General features: G+C 76.3%; 15 protein-coding genes. 5 read left to right on the plus strand and 10 right to left on the minus strand.

Annotated elements, in window-relative coordinates; genetic code table 11:
- Window positions 1-46: 46 nt before the first annotated feature.
- Both BJ968_RS12990 and BJ968_RS12995 read right to left on the minus strand, forming a co-directional pair.
- The gene (locus BJ968_RS12990) at window positions 47-2,164 is read right to left on the minus strand and encodes an MDR family MFS transporter (protein ID WP_179752470.1); all 2,118 of its coding nucleotides are present in this window, start codon (window positions 2,162-2,164) and stop codon (window positions 47-49) included.
- A complete protein-coding gene (locus tag BJ968_RS12995) occupies window positions 2,161-2,694 on the minus strand; it encodes a MarR family transcriptional regulator (protein ID WP_179752472.1) in 534 nt (177 codons plus the stop codon). The genes BJ968_RS12990 and BJ968_RS12995 overlap by 4 nt, the downstream gene beginning before the upstream one ends.
- 379 nt (window positions 2,695-3,073) lie before the next feature.
- Between BJ968_RS12995 and BJ968_RS13000 the strand changes: the two genes are divergently transcribed.
- Both BJ968_RS13000 and BJ968_RS13005 read left to right on the plus strand, forming a co-directional pair.
- Entirely contained in the window at window positions 3,074-3,496 is a 423-nt protein-coding gene (locus BJ968_RS13000) for an ATP-binding protein (protein WP_179752474.1), read from the plus strand.
- Between the two features lie 46 nt (window positions 3,497-3,542).
- Window positions 3,543-5,570, plus strand: a complete 2,028-nt coding sequence (locus BJ968_RS13005) for a cytochrome c oxidase assembly protein (protein ID WP_218885029.1) — start codon at window positions 3,543-3,545, stop codon at window positions 5,568-5,570.
- Between the two features lie 21 nt (window positions 5,571-5,591).
- Here BJ968_RS13005 and BJ968_RS13010 read toward each other — a convergent pair whose 3' ends face one another.
- The gene (locus BJ968_RS13010) at window positions 5,592-5,993 is read right to left on the minus strand and encodes an OsmC family protein (protein ID WP_179752476.1); all 402 of its coding nucleotides are present in this window, start codon (window positions 5,991-5,993) and stop codon (window positions 5,592-5,594) included.
- A gap of 141 nt (window positions 5,994-6,134) precedes the next feature.
- Here BJ968_RS13010 and BJ968_RS13015 point away from each other — a divergent pair, with 141 nt between their 5' ends.
- Window positions 6,135-7,532, plus strand: coding sequence for an ATP-dependent 6-phosphofructokinase (locus BJ968_RS13015; protein WP_179752478.1), 1,398 nt, complete (start codon window positions 6,135-6,137; stop codon window positions 7,530-7,532).
- Between the two features lie 434 nt (window positions 7,533-7,966).
- Here the strand turns inward: BJ968_RS13015 and BJ968_RS13020 are convergent, their stop codons facing one another.
- The 6 genes from BJ968_RS13020 to BJ968_RS13045 form a co-directional block, all read right to left on the minus strand.
- The gene (locus BJ968_RS13020; protein WP_179752480.1) at window positions 7,967-8,386 is read right to left on the minus strand and encodes an Hsp20/alpha crystallin family protein; all 420 of its coding nucleotides are present in this window, start codon (window positions 8,384-8,386) and stop codon (window positions 7,967-7,969) included.
- 142 nt (window positions 8,387-8,528) lie between these two features.
- Entirely contained in the window at window positions 8,529-10,358 is a 1,830-nt protein-coding gene (locus tag BJ968_RS13025; protein WP_343078001.1) for a DNA polymerase, read from the minus strand.
- A 47-nt stretch (window positions 10,359-10,405) separates the two neighbouring features.
- Window positions 10,406-11,989 carry a choice-of-anchor G family protein gene (locus BJ968_RS13030; RefSeq protein ID WP_179752482.1) on the minus strand — a complete coding sequence of 528 codons (1,584 nt, stop codon included), beginning with the start codon at window positions 11,987-11,989 and terminating at the stop codon, window positions 10,406-10,408.
- Window positions 11,986-12,996, minus strand: a complete 1,011-nt coding sequence (locus BJ968_RS13035) for a hypothetical protein (RefSeq protein ID WP_179752484.1) — start codon at window positions 12,994-12,996, stop codon at window positions 11,986-11,988. Before BJ968_RS13035 ends, BJ968_RS13030 begins: the two co-directional genes overlap by 4 nt.
- Window positions 12,993-13,640 (minus strand): S26 family signal peptidase, encoded by a 648-nt coding sequence (locus tag BJ968_RS13040; protein ID WP_179752486.1) that lies wholly within the window; start codon window positions 13,638-13,640, stop codon window positions 12,993-12,995. The genes BJ968_RS13035 and BJ968_RS13040 overlap by 4 nt, the downstream gene beginning before the upstream one ends.
- Window positions 13,637-14,380 (minus strand): SipW-dependent-type signal peptide-containing protein, encoded by a 744-nt coding sequence (locus tag BJ968_RS13045; protein ID WP_179752488.1) that lies wholly within the window; start codon window positions 14,378-14,380, stop codon window positions 13,637-13,639. The genes BJ968_RS13040 and BJ968_RS13045 overlap by 4 nt, the downstream gene beginning before the upstream one ends.
- A gap of 315 nt (window positions 14,381-14,695) precedes the next feature.
- Here BJ968_RS13045 and BJ968_RS26655 point away from each other — a divergent pair, with 315 nt between their 5' ends.
- Window positions 14,696-15,151: a LuxR C-terminal-related transcriptional regulator gene (locus BJ968_RS26655; RefSeq protein WP_179752491.1), complete on the plus strand. Its 456-nt coding sequence runs from the start codon at window positions 14,696-14,698 to the stop codon at window positions 15,149-15,151.
- 120 nt (window positions 15,152-15,271) lie between these two features.
- Complete coding sequence (locus tag BJ968_RS13055; RefSeq protein ID WP_179752493.1) at window positions 15,272-15,985, plus strand: PAS domain-containing protein; 714 nt, start codon at window positions 15,272-15,274, stop codon at window positions 15,983-15,985.
- Here the strand turns inward: BJ968_RS13055 and BJ968_RS13060 are convergent.
- Entirely contained in the window at window positions 15,963-16,892 is a 930-nt protein-coding gene (locus tag BJ968_RS13060) for an SDR family NAD(P)-dependent oxidoreductase (RefSeq protein WP_179752495.1), read from the minus strand. The genes BJ968_RS13055 and BJ968_RS13060 overlap by 23 nt on opposite strands.
- Between the last annotated feature and the right edge of the window lie 77 nt (window positions 16,893-16,969).

Genomic DNA, 16,969 nt, shown 5'->3' on the forward strand with positions numbered 1-16,969 from the left:
GGCCCCGGAGCACTCGCTCCGGGGCCCTGCGCGGGTGGGTCGGTCGTCAGTTCTGCGCGCCGAGCTCCTCGCGGGCGGCGGCCTCGTCGGCCACGTGCCCCGCACCGGCGTGCCGGCCACCGCGGGGAGCGGCGGCCTCCTCGCCCAGCGCCGCCTCGATCGAGGCCTCGTCCAGGCCCAGGTCGCGCAGGTTCTCCACCGCCGCGTCGAACTCCGCCTCGCGGCGGGCGGCCTCGGCGGCCAGGTCCTCCATCGCCTGCTGCGCGGCCTTGGCCTGCTGCACCCCGCTGCGCAGCCGCTCGGCCAGCTCACCGGGGGCCATCGCACCCGGGACCGTCGCGCGGTGCGAGGTGCCGTTGGAGGTGCCGTTGGAGGTGCCGTTGGAGGTGCCGTTGAGGGTGCCGTCGGAGGTGCCGCGGGACGCGGTGCCGGCGGCGACCGTCGTGCCCGTCTCCACCGGCGCGCCGGCGGCCTCGGCGGGAGCCGCGGCGGCCTGGACCGCCGAGCGGGCCGCGGTGGGCTCGCCCTCGGCCTGGGCCGGGGCCTGCGGGGCGCCGCCCTGGGCCGGGCCCCCGGCGCCCTTGAGGGGCAGCGAGGGCAGGAAGAGCATGGTGACGAAACCGGTCACCATGACCAGCGCGGCGACGAGGTAGATCAGGCTGGTGGAGTCGGTGAAGCCCACCTTGAACGGGTGCGCCAGGACGCGCGGGAGCTGCTGCAGGACCGAGGTGTTGTCGGTCGCCTGGGCCAGCGTCGCCTGCAGGTCCCCGCCCCAGCTGCGCAGGGCCGCCCCGAACTCGGGGGTCCGGCCGGCCGCGGCGTAGGAGGAGGAGACCTTCTCGCCCAGGGTGGAGAACAGGATCGACAGGAACACCGCGGTGCCCAGGGTCCCGCCCATCTGCCGGAAGAACGTCACCGAGCTCGTGGCCACGCCGAGCTCGCTGCGCTGGGCGGCGTTCTGGACGGCCAGGATGACGGGCTGCATGTTGCCGCCCAGGCCCCAGCCCATGATCAGCATGACGATCATCGTCTGCCAGATGGGGGTGTCGGCGTTGACCCGGGAGAACAGGAACAGCGCGACGACCATCAGGCCGGTGCCGACGACGGGCAGGACCTTGTAGGTGCCGGTGCGGGCGATGAAGCGGCCCGAGAACATGCTGCCGGACATGATGCCGACGACGACCGGGAGCATCGCCAGACCGCCCTCGGTCGGGCTGAGGTCCTTCACGACCTGCAGGTACTGCGGCAGGATCGCGAACACCCCGAACATGCCCATGCCGAGGATGAACGACCCGAGGGACCCGACGACGAAGGTGCGGCCGCGGAACATCCGCAGCGGCAGCAGGGCCTCGTCGCCGTAGGCGCGCTCGGCCAGGACGAACAGGACCAGCCCGACGGCGCCGACCACGTAGCAGACGACCGACTTGGTGTCGCCCCAGCCCCACTCGCGGCCCTGCTCGGCGACGATGAGCAGCGGCACGAGGCACGTGACGAGCGTGAGGGCCCCGGGCCAGTCGATCCGGTGGTGGCTGGACCGCTTGGGCAGGTTCAGGTTCTTCGCCACGACGAGGAGGGCGAACGCGCCGATCGGGACGTTCAGCCAGAAGATCCAGCGCCACCCGGCCAGCCCGGCCAGGGAGTCCAGGCCGGAGAAGAACCCGCCCGCGACGGGGCCGAGCACGCTGGACGTGCCGAACACCATCATGAAGTAGGCCTGGTACTTGGCGCGCTCGCGCGGCGGCACGATGTCGCCGATGATCGTCAGGGCCAGCGACATGAGGCCACCGGCGCCCAGGCCCTGCAGGGCGCGGAACCCGGCGAGCTCGTACATCGACGTGGAGATGCCGCACAGCGCGGAGCCCACGACGAAGATGAGGATCGCGGCGATGAAGAACTTCCGCCGCCCGTACATGTCGGACAACTTCCCGTACAGCGGCGTGGAGATCGTCGACGTGATGAGGAACGCCGTGGTCGCCCAGGCCTGCAGGGAGAAGCCGTCGAGGTCGTCGGCGATGGTGCGGATGGCCGTCGAGACGATGGTCTGGTCCAGCGCGCCGAGGAACATCCCCAGCAGCAGGCCCGAGAGGATGGCCATGATCTGCCGGTGGGTGAAGACCGGCGCCTCCGGGGTGGCCGGTGACGAACCGGCGGTCGTGGTGCTCATGCGATCTCCTGGGGCGAGTGGGCGGTGCGGAGGGTCTCGGTGCGCGCGCGTTCGAGCCCGTCGGCGAAGCGCGACAGCAGGCCCGTGAAGGCGTCGAGCTCGTCGTCGTCGAAGCCCTCGACGGCGCGGGCCAGGTGCTCGTGCCGCCGCTGCTTCATGGCGGCGACGACGGCGTGACCGGCCTCGGTGACGGCGAGCAGGCTCGCGCGCCCGTCGTCGGGGTCGGGCAGCTTGCGCAGCAGGTCCTGCTTGACCAGCTCGCCGGTCTGCCGGCTCGTCGTGGAGGGGTCGGTCCCTAGGCGCTCGGCCAGGGCGCCGACCCGCAGGGGGCCGGCGTCGGCGAGCACGTAGAGGACGACGTGCATGGCGCGCTCGACGTCGGTCTGGCCGCGGGCGACCTGCGCCTTGAGCGAGTGCAGGGCGCGCAGCTGGCGGTTGACCTGGTCGGCCACGGCGGCGACGCGGCGCTCGTGCTCGGTGCCGCCGGAGCGGGGGACCTCGTGCGCGGGGCGGTCGACCGTGCTGGTCACGGCCGGGCCGCCGGGACGGGGCGGGGGTGGGGTGGGCGGTGCGTCATGCGGGTGCTCCACGGGTCGTTCCGGTGTGCTGGCGCGCGGGGTCCCGGTTGCGGGGTGTCGCGAGGTGCGTCGCGAGGTGTAACGGCGTGCGGGGGCCCGGCGAAGTACCTCCCGGGACGTCGGCCCGGTCGGTCGGATCCTTGACTGCTACATGCAACGAACATGGACAAGTTACCAGCCGCAAGCACGTATCGGGGGGTACAGCGTGGCGATCGATCGGGTACGGAGGCGGCACCGGCCCGTCTCCCTGTGCGACGCGTCGTGGGCTGCGCCGTCCGGGGGACCCTGCGCTACCGTGGTTGGTAACTCAACGTATCTGGAGAGTCACGCAGTGTCGTTCAGCGAGTGGTCCGCCGAGACGACGCTGGCGCCTGTCCCGATGTCCTCCCGCACCGCCCGGCACTTCGTCGCCGACTGGTGCATCACCCAGGGCATCATCGGCGACCCCGTCGACACCCTCCTGCTCCTCACCGCCGAGGTCGTCACCAACGCCGTCCTGCACGGCCGCAGCGAGGTCTCGCTGCGCCTGGGCCGCGTCGGCCCCCGCGTCCGCGTCGGCGTCGGCGACGAGAACACCCGGCTGCCCCTGCGGCGCGAGACCGACCCCGACGCCCTCAACGGGCGCGGCATGGCCCTCGTCGAAGCCCTCGCCGACGCCCACGGCGTCGAGGTCGGCGACCTCGGCAAGACCGTCTGGTTCGACGTCACCACCAGCTCCAGCCCCGTGCGCCCCACCGCCCGCGTCAGCGCCTGACCCCGCCCCCGACCGGGGTCCCCGGCGGGCGACCTACCCTTGACCCGTGGCCGCACCCTCCCGCCCGGCCCGCAGCGCACCCGGACCGACGACCCCGCCCACGGGCGTCCTGCTGACCTCCTCGGCCGTCCTCCTCGCCGCGCTCGCGGTCCTGCTCACCGCCCTCGCCCTCGCCGGCGGGCTCGTCCCCCCCGCCATCGGCGACCCCGGACGGCTCGTCCGCTACGGCCTGCCCGTCGCCCGGACGGTCCACGACCTGTCCGCGGCCCTGGCCGTCGGCGGCAGCGCGGTCGCCACCGCCCTCCTGCCGCACCCCAGCCCCGCCTGGACCCGCGCGGTCCGGGTGGCCGGGGTCGCGGCCGGGGCGTGGGCCGTCTCGGCGCTGCTCGTGCTGGTCCTGACGGCCATGGACGTCATCGGCGCCGCCCCCGGCTCACCCGACTTCGGCGCCCAGTTCGCCCAGTTCGCCCAGTCCATCGACCTCGGCCGCGCGCTGCTCGTCACGACGGTGCTGGCCGCCGTCGTCGCCACCGTCGCCGCCGCGGCCACCACCCCGACCGGCGCGGCGTGGGCCCTGGCCCTCGCCGTCCTGGCGCTGATGCCCCTGTCGCTGTCCGGGCACGCCTCGGGCTCGGCCTCCCACGAGACGGCCGTCAGCTCCCTGGCCGTGCACCTCGTCGGCGTCACCGCCTGGCTCGGCGGGCTGGCCGCCGTCCTGCTCGTCGCCCCGCTGACCGGGCGCTCGCCGGGGTCGGCCAAGGGGCAGCGGCCCGTGGACCTGCCCGTCCTCGCCGCGCGCTACTCCACGCTCGCCCTGTGGTGCTTCGCCGCCGTCGCGCTGTCCGGGGTGCTCAACGCCTCGGTCCGGCTCGGCGGCTGGTCCGGCCTGGCCTCGGCCTACGGCGCGCTCGTCGTGGGCAAGGTCGTCGCCCTCGTGGCCCTCGGCGCGTTCGGCGTCTGGCACCGGCGGCGGACCGTCCCGCTGCTGGCCTCCCGCCCCCGCGCCTTCCTGCGCGTCGCCGCCGTCGAGCTCGTCCTCATGGGCGCGGCGACCGGCCTGGGCGTGGCGCTCAGTCGCAGCCCCACGCCCGTGCCCGACGACAACCCCGACGCCAGCCGCGCCGAGTCGCTGCTCGGCGAGCCGCTGCCGCCGACGCTGACCGTGGGCCGCTGGTTCACCGAGCTCAGCCCCGACCTGCTGTGGATCGGCGTGGCGGGGATCGCGCTGGTCGCCTACCTGCTCGGGGTCCGCCGGCTGCGGGCCCGGGGCGACTCCTGGCCCGTGGGCCGCACGGTCTGGTGGGTCCTGGGCTGCCTGCTGCTGCTGTTCGTCACCAGCGGCGGCCCCGCCGCGTACGGCCGCCTCACCTTCAGCATGCACATGCTCCAGCACATGCTGCTGACCATGGCGATCCCGCCGATGCTCGTGCTCGGGGCCCCCGTCACGCTCGCGCTGCGGACCCTGCCGGCCCGCCGGGACCACTCCCGCGGCCTGCGCGAGTGGCTGCTCGAGGTCGTGCACTCCCGCTACCTCGGCGTCGTCGGCCACCCCCTCGTGGCCGCCGTGCTCTTCGCCGGCTCCCTCATCGTCTTCTACTACTCGCCGCTGTTCGAGCTCGCGCTGCGCACCCACGTGGGGCACGAGCTGATGATGGTCCACTTCCTGGGCACGGGGTACCTGTTCTCCTCCGCCCTCATCGGCGTCGACCCCGGCGGCCACCGCCCCGCCTACCCGATGCGGCTCATCCTGCTGCTGGCCACGATGGCCTTCCACGCGTTCTTCGGCGTCGCGCTCATGCAGGGCACCCGGCTGCTCGCCGCCGACTGGTTCGCGGTCTTCACCCCGGCCTCGCAGCTCCTGGCGAACCAGCAGGAGGGCGGCGACATCGCCTGGGGGATCGGTGAGGTCCCCACCCTCGTCCTCGTCCTGGGGGTCGCCATCGGCTGGGCGCGCTCGGACGACCGGGAGAACCGCCGCCGCGACCGCAAGGCCGCGCGCGACGGCGACGCCGACCTCGCCGAGTACAACGCCATGCTGCAGCGGCTGGCCGACCGGGAGGGCCCCCGTCCCTGAGGGCCCCCGGCCGGGCCGGGCTCAGGCGAGCTGGACCTCCAGGGTGCTCGCGTCGAGGGTCTTGGTGAACGGGCAGATGGACAGCGCCTGCTCCAGCACCGACGAGGCGTCCCCGCCGGCGTCCGGCAGCGTCACGCTCAGCGCGTACCGGGCGGTGTAGCCGGGCCCGTCCGCGCTGCTGAGGGTGACCCGCGACTCCACCGCGGCGCCCTGCGTGCTGCCGCCCGCGCTGGTCGCGGCGATCCGCAGCGACTCCAGCAGGCACGAGCCGAGGGCGGCCGCCATGAGCTGCTCGGGGTTGGTGGCTGCCCCCGCCCCCTGCAGCTCGCGGGGTTCGTGCACGTCGAGGGTGAGGGCTCCGTCGTCCGAGCTCACCGAGCCCTCGCGGGCGGTGACGGTCCCGGTGTACAGGTCGTTGGCCATGGCCACGACGCTAGGCAGTGCCGGCCCGGTCCGCGCGTCGACTGCGGCGCGGCCCCCGCCGCGACCCCGGGGTGATCGGCGTCACGGCCCTGTCCGATGATGGGGGCTCGCCTGCCCCCGCATGGAGAGGACCGCGCGCTCATGGCCGAGCCGACCGACCGCCCCGCGAGCCGTGAGCCCATCGACTTCACCGTCGAGACGCTGGGCCCCTGCACCGTCGACTCCCCGCTGGCGCCGCGGCTGCAGGCCCGGCGCACGACCCAGCACTACATCGAGGAGACCGACCGCGTCCTGTTCGACGACACCCTCTCGAAGGTGTCCCGGCGCGAGGGCGACCTGGAGGACCTGCCGAGCCTGGAGCCCACCGGCCCGCGCAAGAAGATCTTCTTCGACCCCTCCAAGACGCGCGTCGGGATCGTCACGTGCGGCGGGCTGTGCCCGGGCATCAACAACGTCATCCGGGGCCTGGTCTCGGAACTGACCACCCACTACGGCGTGCGGCGCATCTACGGGTTCAAGAACGGCTACCAGGGTTTCGTGCCGCGCTACGGCCACGACGTCGTCGACCTCACGCCCGAGTCGGTCAGCGGCATCGACGGCGAGGGCGGCACCATCCTGGGCACCTCGCGCGGCCAGCAGGACGCCGCCGAGGTCGTCGACTGCCTGGAGCGGATGGGCATCTCCGTCCTGTTCGTCATCGGCGGCGACGGCACCATGCGCGGGGCGCAGAAGATCTCCGCCGAGATCAAGGCGCGCGACCTGAAGATCGCCGTGGTCGGCATCCCGAAGACCATCGACAACGACATCCCGTTCATCGACCAGAGCTTCGGCTTCCAGTCGGCGTTCAGCGAGGCCTCCCGCTCCATCCGGTCGGCCAAGGTCGAGGCGCGGACGGCGCCCAACGGGGTGAGCATCGTCAAGCTCATGGGGCGGCACTCCGGGTTCATCGCCTGCTACGCCGCCCTCGCCCAGAACGACGCCGACTTCGTCCTCATCCCCGAGGTGCCCTTCACCCTCGACGGGCCGGGGGGTTTCCTGCAGCGGCTGCGGGAGAAGGTCGCGACCCAGGGGCACGCGCTGGTCGTGGCCGCCGAGGGGGCCGGGCAGGAGCTGTTCGACCCCGCCGACGCGGCCGCCTCGCTCAAGGACGCCTCGGGCAACAAGCGGCTGCAGGACGTCGGTCGCCTGCTGCGGCAGGCGATCACGGACGACTTCGCCGCGCACGACCTCGAGCTCAACATGCGCTACATCGACCCCAGCTACGTCATCCGCAGCGTCCCGGCGAACCCGTACGACGCGGTGTACTGCATCCGGTTGGCGCACGCGGCCGTCCACGCGGCCATGGCCGGGCGGACCAACATGGTCGTGGGGCGCTGGCGCCGCCGGTTCGTGCACATCCCGATCGCCCTGGCCGTCTCGGACCGCAACCAGGTCGACCCGCACGGGGACCTGTGGTGGTCGGTGCTGGAGGCGACGGGGCAGCCGTGGTCGTTCGGCGACTTCGCGGCCGAGCAGGTCACGGCGTTCGGGGGGCAGTGACCCCGCCCGGGCGAGGGGCCCGCTCCTGACGTCCGGTCCGCGCTGAACGGGTCCCGGGCGGCCGTCGTGCCGCCCCGGGACCCGTCCGTGCGCGTGGAGGTCGTACCGGTCGATCGTCCTCCTCCCTCACCGGCGTCCGCCGGGGTGCTCGTGGGGTGCCTTCAGAGTCGTGCGCCGGGACCGGCCGGGGCCCCGCCCCCGCGGAGGGGCCCGCTCCCGGCCGGTCGGTCGTCGGTCGGTGTCCTGGTCGGCGGCGGTTCCCCCGGCGGGGGCCGGACGCGGCCCGGGTGGGGGAGGGGCGAGCGCCGTGCCCACGTCGAGCAGTCCGGACACGATCGCCCAGAACTCCGCCTCGGTCTCGTCCGGGACCTCCCCGGGGGGTTCGTCCGGTCGTCGACCCGGCTCCTGGAGCAGGAGTTCCACTCCGGCCGCCGTCAGGAACCGATGGCCTGCGGGCTGTCGTGGGTCTCGACGGCGATGCGCCGGGGTTTGGCCCTCTCGGCCACCGGGACCCGCAGGGTCAGGACACCCGCGTGGTAGGCCGCGCTGATCTTCTCCGTGTCGAGGTTGTCCCCGAGGATGAGCTGGCGGCTGAACACCCCGCGCGGGCGCTCGGCGGCGATCATCTCCTCGGTGCCCTCGTGCACGGGGCGCTGGGCGCGGACGGTCAGGACGTTGCGTTCCACGTCGAGTTCCACGCTGGCCGGGTCGACGCCGGGGAGGTCGAACTCGACGACGAACTCGTCACCGGTGCGCCAGGCGTCCATCGCCATGACGGCCGGCCGGGCCGTGGTCCCCAGGACCTGCTGGGTGAGTCGGTCGAGTTCCCGGAAGGGATCAGTGCGCATCAGCATGGCAACCACCTCCGTTGTGCGAGAGACGATGCGCTCCAACCTGGGTCACCGGGCCGGGCCGGTGCCCAGACATTGATTTAGCACTCCCGTCCGTCGAGTGCAAGAGGTTCCCGAGGGTTTCGGCCAGGCCCGGGAACCCCGTTCACTTCGCCTCCGACCAGCGCTGCACGACGCTCACGTCGGCGACGAAACGCACCCCCGAACCGGCCGCCCACCGGTCCGCGGTCCGCGTCAGCGCGACCTCCAGGAGCCCCGCGGCGCGCTGGGCGTGGGCGGCCGGGACGTGCAGGAGGAGTTCGTCGTGCAGGCACAGCACGATCCGGCCCCCGGACCCGGCCAGGCCCGCGCGCACCGTCGCGGCCCACGCCTTGAACAGTTCCGCGGCCGCGCCCTGCACGACGGCGTTGCGGGCGAACCGGCCGCGCGCGGTCGTCGCGGTGCCGGTCTCGCCGGGGGCGGGGGCGGGGACCCGCACGAGCCGCCCGCCGTACGTGCGCACGTCGCGCCCGGCCCGCCCGGCCTCCTCGGCCGCCCGCAGGTGGGCCAGCGCGCGCGGGTAGGCGCGTTCCATGCGCCGCAGCGCCTCCCCGGCCGCCCCCGAGGTCTGCCCGTACATCGCGGCCAGGACGGCGACCTTCGCGGTCGGCCGGTCCGCGGCCAGGGCCGCCGCGACGGGGGCGTACAGGTCGTCGGCGTGCGTGGCCGCCACCAGCCCGGGGTCGCCGGAGACCACCGCCAGCACGCGCGGTTCCACCTGGCCCAGGTCGGCGCGCACGAGGACGTGGCCCGGTTCGGCCGCGACCGCCGGCCGCAGCTCGGCGGGCAGGTTGTGCAGCCCGGCCTGCGCCGTCATGCGCCCGGCGGCGGCGTCGGCCGCCGACCACCCCCCGCGCAGCCGCCCGTCGCGGCCCACGTGCTCGTCCAGCCACGAGTACCCGTAGGTCGTCGCCAGCCGTTCGGCCTTGCGCCACAGCAGGAGCGCGGCCACGGCGGGGTGGGCGTCGCGGAACGCCTCGAGGCGGTGCGCGCGCGTGTCGGGCACGTCGAAACCCAGGCCGCGCAGCGCGGCGAGGACCTGGGCGGGGTTGCGCAGGTCCAGGTCGCCGCGGTGGTCGCCGTGGCGGTCGCCGTGCTGGTCGCCGAGGTGCCGGCGCACGGCCTCGTCGCGGGCGGCCCGGGCGCGCCGCTCCTCGGCCGGGGTCGCCGGGCGGGGCCCGACGGCCGCGCCGACGATCGCCTCGGCCGTCGCGCGGTCCAGCGGCAGGCCCGTGCGGGACAGCTCCACCGCCAGCAGCGCCGCCGCCGACTCGGCGTACCCGGTCTGGACGGGCAGCGGGGGGCCGGCCGGCTGCGGGCGGTGGTCGGGCAGCGCGGCCAGGGCCCGCGACTGCGCCGCCGCCACGTCGAGGGCGAGCCCGGCCCACCGCGCGGCGCGGTCGAGGCGCTGCGGCGGGTCCACGTCGAAGGCGCGGCCGTCGGCCCACGTGGGGGACACCTGACCCGCGCCGGTCACGGGCTCGTCGGCCGCGGCCGCCCCGTCGAGGTCCAGCGTCGCGGTCCCGTGCGCGGCGTCGGGACGCCGGGACGGCGGCGGGGGAGCGGGGAGCCCGTGGGCCGCGGCCCACACCGCGCCGGGGTCCTCCCGCGCGCCGCCGCCCAGCACGCGGTGCACGGCCGCGAGGTCGTGGCAGCGGGCGAGGTGGACGTCGCCGGCGCGGCCCGCGGCACCGGCCGCCGACCACCAGGTCCAGCGGGGCGCGAACTCGGCCTCCAGGTCGGCCAGGACGCCGGCGGGGTCGTCGGTGGCGACGGCCCAGCGGTGGCCGGGGACGGCCAGGCCCAGGCCGCCGGGCACGACGACCAGGCCGAGCGCGGGGACCGTCCCCAGCCGCCGCAGCCCGGCCCGCACGTCCGCCACCCCGGGCACCCCGGGGGCCCCGACCACCTCGACCACCTCGACCGCCTCGACCACCCGGCCAGTGTGACCGGCGGGTGCGACGGGCCGGGGCGGCCCGGTCCTCAGGGCGTGAGCGGGGTGACCGGCCCCACGACGGCGGTGGCCAGGCGCAGGTCGGTGGGGGCGGGGGCCAGGACCCCCACGCGCAGGGCGCTGACCCGGTGCGTCCCGCCGGTCGGGGAGTCCTGCGCGTTGACGGTCAGGGTCAGCACCGAGGTCAGCGCCGTCACCACGGGGGTCAGCGCCGGTCCCGCGGCGGCGACCACGGGGGTGAGCGCGGCGACGAGGCCGGGCACGGCACCCCCGGGGGTCGCGAACAGGGTCGTGGTGACCACCGTCCCCAGGGCCGCCAGCAGGGGCGTGGCCACGGTGGTCAGCAGGGCGCCGGACGCGACCGCCCCGTCGACGCCGACGGTGCCCCGGCCCTGCGCCAGCTCACCCAGGGTCGAGGTGACGACCACGGCCCTGGTCGGCCCCAGGCCCAGGGGGGCGACGGTGGTGCGCAGCTCGACGGCCGCGGCGTTCAGGGTGGCGGTCAGGCGCTGCTGCACCTGCGCCTGCCAGGCCGTGAGCAGCGCCGTCACCCGCGCCGGGACGGTGGTCAGCCCGGTCAGCAGCAGCTGCGTGTCGGGCGCCCGCCCGTTGAGGCCGCCGGACCCGCTGAGCAGGGCGGCCAGGTCCACGGTGACCAGCCCGGTGCGCAGGTCCACGTTCACCACCCCGTCGGACAGCGGGGTCGCCAGCAGCGCGGTGCCCAGCGCGGCCAGGTCCACGGTGACGGTCGCCGAGCTGGCCCCGGCGGTGCCGCCGAGCAGGGGCCCCACGACGGTCCGCAGCGTGGACTGCAGGCTCACCCCCAGTGCGTCCACGGTCGTGGAGACCGCGCCCAGCTGCGTGGTCAGCGTGGTGCCGACGGTCCTGACCGCCGGGACGCCGGCCCGGACGGCGAGCGAGGCGATGGTGTAGCTGCGCTCGGGGGTGACCGCGGCACCGGCCGGCTGGCAGCCGTCCAGCGCGGCGCGGGCGCCGACGGCGCCCACGCCCAGGCTGACCCCGGCCAGGGCCGCGGTGGTGGGGGCGAGCTTGGCCAGGTCGAGGGTGGCCACGTCCCCGGCGGGGGTGGCGCTGCCGACGGTGAGGGCGCCGCTGTCGGAGACGAGGCCCGCGGCGGCGACGGCCCTGCCGTCGCTGCCGGCCCGGGCGTACTGGCCGTACGCGCCGAGGTGGGTGCCGGCCAGCGGGAACGCCACCGTTCCGGTCAGGTCCGTGGTCAGGGCGGCGTCCAGGGCCGTGACGGTGAGGTTGTCGCGGTACGCGTCGGTCCCGGCCCGGGGGGCCGTGGCGGGGACCGCGCTGGCACCGGTGCCCGGGTTGGTGGCCGACACCCCGGCCAGGCCCACGAGCGGGGACAGGTCCCGTCCCAGCAGGCGGCCGGTGGTCGTGCGGGCCTGGCTCGCGCTGCTGTACCGGCCGAGGGCGGTGCAGTCCAGGGGTGCGCCGATCGCGAAGGAGGACTGCACGACCTCCCGGTCGACCCAGGCCGCGTCGGTGGTCTGCAGGAGGTCGCCGACGGTCCGCAGGTGGCCCGCGGCCAGCAGCGACGCCAGCGCCGTCGCCACGGCGGCGGTCACCGCGCGCCGCTTCACCGCCGGCTCCGCGGGGGACGGGACGGGCGGCGGTACCGGGCCAGGGCGCTGAGGAGCAGACCGCCCCCGACGGCTCCCGCGCCCAGGGCCAGCGCCGGTCCCAGCTCGGCGCCGGTGCGGGCCAGGCGGGCCGGCAGCCCCGGGTCCGCGGCGCCGGCCGGCTCCCCGCCCCGTGCGGGGGCCGCCGCGAGGGGACGCACCTCCACGGCGGCCTGCCCGGCGTCCTTCCCGGCGTCCTTCCCGGCGGACGCCGCGGTGGACGCCGCGGCGGACGACGCGACGGCCGGTGCCGACGGGGTCGCGGCCGGGGGCGGGGTGGACGGGAGGGAGGGGGAGGGCGGGGCGCTCGTGGGGGCCGGGTCGGCCGTGGTCGTGGGCACCGGGGGGACCTCCGGGACGGGGCGGGCGGTGGGCGTGGGCACCGACGCCGCCGTGTCGTCGCCGGAGGCGGTCAGCCCGATGCCGATGCGCCCGGAGGCGCCCTGCAGGTCGGCGGAGGCGTCGTCGGGCAGGTCGAGGGTGACCAGCACGCGCTGGGAGTCGTGCACGGAGACGTTCCCCACGGGGACCGTCGTGCGGGTGGGGACGTCGGCCAGGCGCTGGTGCGGGAGCAGCTGCAGCTGGGTGCCGGGGCAGCGCGCGGGCCGGGTCAGCCAGGGGCGGTCGCAGGTGCGGACCTGGATCCACAGCCCGTCCGGGCGGGTGACGAGGGTGCCCTCGGAGGCCACCTGCAGTTCCAGCGCCCCGACCTCGTCGCCGTCGAGGGTGGCTCCGATCTCCCAGTGGGTGCGCCGGCCGGGGGCCAGGGTGGGCGGGCCGTGCCGGGTGAACTGGGAGTCCAGCCGCAGCTGCGGGGACCTCGGTCCGGCGGCGTCGGCCGGCGCCGCGGCCGCGGCGCCGCCCGCGCCGCCGAGCACCACGGCACCGGCGAGGACGGCGGCGCGGGCCCGGGGGCCCCGCGGGGGACGGGTCCGGCGCGCGGTGGTGCCGCGGCCGTGCGTCGTCACCGGCGGGCCGGTCGCCGTCGGGAGCCCGCACCGGGCCCGGGCCCGGAGGGGGTGCCGGCGGACGCCGGCCAGAACGTCCACGTCACCAGCCCGCCGACGCCGAGCGTGGTCAGCCCGAGGGCGACGGGGGAACGGGCCCGGTCGATCCAGCTCCCCAGGTGCGGTGCGGAGACCACCACGCGGCGGACCCGCTCGACCGCGTAGGGGCGGGGGTCGGCGCTGGCGTTGGCGTCGCCCTTGAGGGTGAGCAGCCGCGAGGCGGGAGGACCGGCCGGGTCCGCCGCGGTGGCGGTGACGCGGTGGGTGACCGGCAGGGCGCCGGGGCGTTCGACGGTCACCACGTCACCGACGGCCACCTCCGCGGCCGGGACCGCGCGGACGACGGCCACCGCGCCGGCAGGCATCGCCGGGCTCATCGAGCCGGTCCGGAACAGCACCAGGGTGGTGTCGAGGAACACCGCGGCCGCGAGGGCCAGCAGGCACAGCAGGCCGCCGGCGGCGGCCGTCGTGAGGAGCCCCTCGCGGGCCCAGTGCCGCAGCCCGCGCCGCGGGGCGTCCTGCGGGGGAGCCGGTGCGGTCACCGGGCTCGCCGCGGGGCCGGGGAGCGTGCGCGGGTCGGCGCACCGCTCGTGGTGGGTGCTCATGCGAGCGTCGCGTCGTACTTCCAGAACAGCTGTGCGCTCTTGCCCTGCGTGGTGTTGTCGGCCGTCGCGGGCAGGGTGATGGCGAAGCAGAGGTCGACGGCGCCGCCGGAGCCGCTGGGGCCGTCGGCGGCCAGCGGGACGCGCTGGGTGCCGGCGGTGGTCAGGGGGGCGTCGACGACCTGCCGGGCGCTGAGGCTGCTCGGCAGGGTGAAGGTGCCGGCGGTGCACGCGGCCTTGCCCACCCCGGTGACCACGGTGTAGCGCAGGGCGTCGTAGAGGACCTGGGCGCCGGCCGGGGACCCGGCGGCCAGGGCCGCGCCGTCGAGCTGGACGCACCCGGCCTCGGAGCCGGCCTTGGTGCGCAGCTGCATCGGGGCGTACACGGTCCTGCCGGGCACGAGCCGGGCGGCGTCGACGGTGAAGTCGAGCTGGCCGGCGCTGGACCGGTCGGCGCCGTCGCGCCACTGCGCCGCACCGGAGGTCCCGTTCCACACGTTCTGCTCGATGGCGAACGTCGCGGTCTGCACGTTCCCGCCGCCGTCGGCGCCGCCCCAGACCCACTCGGTGTCGGTCCAGGCCGCCAGCGTGACGGTGCCGCCCACGCCGAGGACGAGGCCGCCGGCCAGCAGGGCGCGGGCCCTGGCCCAGCGGCCGGCTCGACGGGCGCGGCGCGGACCGCGGTCGGGGGTCGCGGGGGCACCGGTGGTGCAGCGGGTGCTCGGGGTCTGCGGGTCGTCCACAACGCTCTCCTGTCAGGTCGAGCCGGCAGGTCCTGGTGGATCCTGCTCGAGCAGGTCGGGCCACGGGTGGCCTTTGCTAGCTGCGTTGACTAGGTATTCGGCACGGAGTGTCACGACTGAAGCCGATCGGGTGGATCCGTCCGGGAACCCGGGGGACCGTCGGTGACCCTCGGTGTCGACGGCGTGCCCGCAGCCGTGGGCGCGGGTGCGTGAACGCTCCCCGACTGCCACTGTGAGACTGGCCCGCGCGCGGGCCGGAACGTCGTTGAGCCAACAGCGGCGCACCTCGGCTCGAGCCCGGGACGGAGGGAACACGTGCACGAGATCGACGAGGACCTGGCCGCTGCCCTGTGGCCGCACCTCCTGGACGCCGTCGCCGCCGGGGAGCGCCGCGTCTACCTCGAGGCCCGCGGCGGGGAGCGCGTCGTGCTGGTGGCCGAGGGTGAGCTGCACCGGCTGGAGGCCGAGCTGCGCAGGCTGCAGCAGCACGTGGCCCCCGCCCACAGCGCCCCCGCCGTCAGCCGGCTGACCGCCCGGGAGGCCGAGACCCTGCAACTGGTGGCCGAGGGGCTCAGCGGTGCGCAGATCGCCGAGCGGCTGCAGCGCTCCGCGAACACCGTCGCCCAGCACCTGGCCACCGTCCGCCGCAAGTACGGCGTGCGCAGCAGCGCGGCGGCCGTCGAGGCCGCCCGCCGGGCCGGTCACCTCCCCGCCGCCGGCCGGGGCGGGAGCGCGTCAGCGGACCTGTCCCCCGAAAGGGGGTCTGGCTGACCGGCGCCCCCCGCTCCAGGGTCGAGGACAGGTGGACACGACCACCGTGCCGTCCCACGATGGACGGGGACGTGCGAGCACCGCGCACGCCCCCGCAGGCACCGAGCAGGCAGGGGCACCGTGAGCACTCCGCCGGGGCGTCACCCCCGCGAGGCCCGCGCGCGAGGGGTGCGCGACGCGGTGCACGAGATGTGGGGCGACGAGATGCCCCCCACCGCCGACCCCACCCTGTCGATCTTCCTCGACGCCCTCCTCGTCGACGACGAGCGCGGGCGGGACCTGGGGCTGCTGGTCCAGGGCGACGGCCTGACCCGCGAGGTGCTGCTCGAGCTCCTGCGCCGTGCCGGCCGGTCCTCGTGGTGGTTGCTGTCCCCGCCGCTGGCGGCGCTGCTCGCCGAGCGCGCGGAGCCGGCCGACCGCCCCGGGCCCGGTGACCGCGCGCTCCCGGGGGGGCGCGGCCTGCCGGGCTCCCGGCCGGAGCCGCTCCGGACCGGCGAGGGGCTGCTCGACCCCCGCGCCGGGGCGTGGGAGCTGGACCACCGCAGCCGCACCGTGTCCTGGGACCCGCAGTGCGCGGCCCTGCTCGACGTCCACCCCGCCGCCGGGGCGACGCTGGAGGACCAGCTCCAGCACCACGTCCACCCCGACGACCGCGACCGCGTCGCCGAGGCCCTGGACCACGCCTGCCGCACGGGGCAGCGCTACGAGCAGCGGTACCGCACCCGCATGGGCGACGGCGGCTACGCCTGGCGCCTGAGCAGCGGGCGCCTCATCGTCCCCGCGTCGGGCAGCGGCCCCCGCGTCGTCGGCGTCATCGCCGCGCTGCCGGCCTGACCGGGCCCGCGGCGGCCGTCGCAGCCAGCTCGTGCAGCTGGTCCCAGACCCGGGCGGCCCGGTCCGCCCCGGGGTGGGCGGTGTGCGCGTTGGGCTCGGCCCGTTCCGGCAGGCCCCGGCGGCCGTTGGCCGGTCCCAGGAGCTCCCCGCCCCGCACGGCGGGGTCGAGCAGGGCGCGGACACCGGACCACGCGGCGGCGTCCTTGCCCTGGGCCCACGGGGTGAAGGGGTTGCGCCGGGTCTGCGTCCGGGGGTCGAAGACGCCTTCGCGCGCGGGGGTCCGGGCGTCGACGCCGACGCCGGGGAACGTCAGCACCGAGGCCGTCGGGGAACCGGCCGCGCGCAGCCTGCGGTCCAGCTCGTGGGCGTAGACCTCGGTCACGGTCTTGGCGAAGGTGTAGGTGCGGAAGAACCCGCGGTGGGGGGTGGTGACGTCGTCGACGCGCATCCTCGCCCGGCGCACGAACCCCGTGGTGGTGTGGACGACGCGGCCGCCCTCCAGGGCCGGCAGCAGGGCGGCGGTCAGGGCGACGTTCGCCACGACGTGGGTGCCGAGCATCTCCGGCAGCCCGTCCTCGGTGCGCGTCTCGCGGGCGGTGCTCATGGAGCCGCCGTTGAGCAGGAGGCCGTCGAGCGGGCCGAGGGCCGTGAGCTCCCCGGCGGCGCGGCGCACGGAGGTGAGGGAGGCGAGGTCGAGGACGACGGTGGAGACGCGGGCGCCCGGGACGTGCCGGCGGACCGAGGTGGCGGCGCGGTCGAGCCTGGCGGCCGAGCGCGAGGCCAGCACGACGTGCGCGCCGGTCGTGGCGAGCTGCTCGGCGGCGAAGTAGCCGATGCCGGCGGTCGCGCCGGTGACGACGAACGTGCTGCCGTCGCGGTCGGGGAGGGTGGTGGGGTTCCAGGTCACGGGGGTCTCCTGCGCGTCGGTCGGATGGAGTATCCGGTTCGAACGCTAGCACGGTCCGGATGAAGTATCCGCTGATT

This window comes from Kineococcus aurantiacus (assembly GCF_013409345.1).
In the GTDB taxonomy this organism is placed as follows: domain Bacteria; phylum Actinomycetota; class Actinomycetes; order Actinomycetales; family Kineococcaceae; genus Kineococcus; species Kineococcus aurantiacus.